General features: G+C 64.7%; 2 protein-coding genes and 1 pseudogene. 2 read left to right on the top strand and 1 reads right to left on the bottom strand.

The features are described 5' to 3' along the window. A pseudogene (locus A5747_RS25435) lies at nt 1–138 on the top strand (glycosyl transferase family 1); the annotation flags it as partial. Between the two features lie 55 nt (nt 139–193). Continuing rightward, nucleotides 194–943: a GAP family protein gene (locus A5747_RS08945; protein ID WP_076123456.1), complete on the top strand. Its 750-nt coding sequence runs from the start codon at nt 194–196 to the stop codon at nt 941–943. A gap of 5 nt (nt 944–948) precedes the next feature. On the opposite strand, the gene A5747_RS08940 is transcribed toward A5747_RS08945, so the two are convergent. Continuing rightward, entirely contained in the window at nt 949–1,920 is a 972-nt protein-coding gene (locus A5747_RS08940) for a class I SAM-dependent methyltransferase (RefSeq protein WP_233147992.1), read from the bottom strand. Nucleotides 1,921–2,062: the final 142 nt, after the last annotated feature.

Raw genomic sequence — 2,062 nt, 5'->3', positions numbered from 1 at the left:
GACCTGCACCGGATCCTCGGTCCCGACTATGTCTCCCGGGCCCGCGAGCTAGCCACCCAGACTTCCAAACCCGCCGAAAGCGTGGCCAACACCGCCGATCTCCTGGAGAACTTCGCGCGCTCAAGACGGGTTGACTGACGTGCGCTGGCTACTGAAACGCATGTCCGCCGCGACAAGGTAGTGTCTTCGGGCTGTGTGGGGTTCCGTGCTGGGGCTGGCGCTTCTGTTGGCGCTCAACCCTGTGCTTCTCGGCCTCGTCCTGCTCCTGATCTCCCGGCCGCGACCGGTGCAAAACTTGGTCGCCTGCTGGGTGGGCTGCCTGATAACGAATGTGCCCGCCCTGCTGATTCCGCTGCTGCTGCTGCACGTCATGCCGGCGTTCCGAACGACCGCGCACAGTTTGGCGACCGCGGGGCCCAACTCCACCGCCCGGCATATTCAACTCGCCCTGGGTGCACTCGCGCTGTCGGTCTCGGCGCTTATCGCGGTGCGCTCCCGGGCGCGTCAGCGGGAACGGGTGCCGGCGCCGGTCGGCAATTCCCCGACCGCGGTGCTGGACTCCGATGCGCCGGAGCGCGGATCGGCGATCCGGCGTCTGACCGACCGCGCCAACAAGGCGTGGGAAAACGGGGCGCTGTGGGTGGCGCTGGTGACCGGCATGACGTTCTTGCCGGGCCCCGCCGTGGTTCTGCTCGTCGACACCACCGTCGTCGCCTCGGGTGCCTCGATCGGCACGCAGATCGTCGCGGCCATAGCCTTCGTCGTCGGGATGCTCGGGGTTTTCGAGATCACCCTCGTCACCTATCTGCTCGCACCCGCGAAAACCCAAGCGGCGCTTCAACCTCTGCACGAATGGGCGCTGGCCCACCGCCCTCAGGTGCTGGCGGCCATCTTCGCGGTGGTCGGGCTCTCGCTGGTGGCCAGGGGCGCCGGCATCATCTGACGGGCTCACTTCGCCCGCAAGACAAAGCCCTTCTGGTCCCCGCGGCCCTGCCTATTGAGTCGAGCCGCGCGTTTTTCCCACTCCCACAGTTGCCTGGCACCAAACATCCGAAGAATTTTCGGGTCGGTCACCGGAACGCCCCGCCGATAGGCTTCGCTGCCCATGAACTGGCCCAGGTTCGAATCATCAAATGTCTGTTCCACTTGCAGGCCGGCCTTCTCGGCGGCCAGTGTCATCGCATGTCGCGAGGGTATGACGAAATGCCGGGGCGCGTCGATCTGCACCCAATCCGCGCCATAGGTTGTCCAGGCTTCGGATGAGGTCGTCGGCACGCGGGCCAGGCAGATGCCTCCGGCGGCGAGCTTCTCGCGGGCGACCTCGAGCATCGCGATCGGGTCCGGAACATGTTCGAGCGAGTGATTGAACATGATGAGATCGAATTCGCCCGTCACGTCGCTCAAGTCGCTCTTCATCAGGGGCACGCCCCGCGGTGTCTCGCGATCGGCCGCGATGAACGGATCTGCACCGGACAAGTTGGTGAATCCCGCTCTGGCCAACCGATCGAGCAGCAAACCGCTGCCGCAGCCCACGTCCAGAATTCGCGCGTCCCGTCCGAGCGGCAGCCTAGCGAGCATTCCGATGACATCCCCTCCGAGGAGAAGGCGAAGTATGCCGTCGGGCAAGCGCCTCGTCAAAAGCGGACCGACCAGCCGGCCGCCGGTATGCAATTTGTAGCGGTCGTGCCGCGTGATGAGCCATCCGAGAATCCGAGGCTCGTTGTACGAGTGATAGTTTCGCGGATAGTGCCGCATCAGCTCTTCGCCCTCGAGCACATCGACGATCTGCAACGTCTCGCACGCGGTGCAGAAATAGTATTCGAACCGCTCCTGGGTCCCGTACATCATCTCGCGTACCGCAAGAGTTCGATGGGGGCCGGTCGAGCCGCATAGCCGGCACTCTTTGGTGATCTCGTTCAGTCGGTCCTCCTGGCGAATCCTTTGAGGTAGCACGACGATCAGCCCACGGTCCGGGCCTGGGCGACGTTCTCCATGAGATCGGCGGCTACCGCGACGCTCTCAACGGGTTTGGTCATCCGGGTAGAGATTTCACGGGCCCGGG

The organism is Mycobacterium sp. IS-836 (genome assembly GCF_001954275.1).
Taxonomy (GTDB): Bacteria; Actinomycetota; Actinomycetes; order Mycobacteriales; family Mycobacteriaceae; genus Mycobacterium.
The sequence above is the reverse complement of the archived record's forward strand: the minus strand, read 5'-3'. Positions and strand labels throughout refer to the sequence as shown.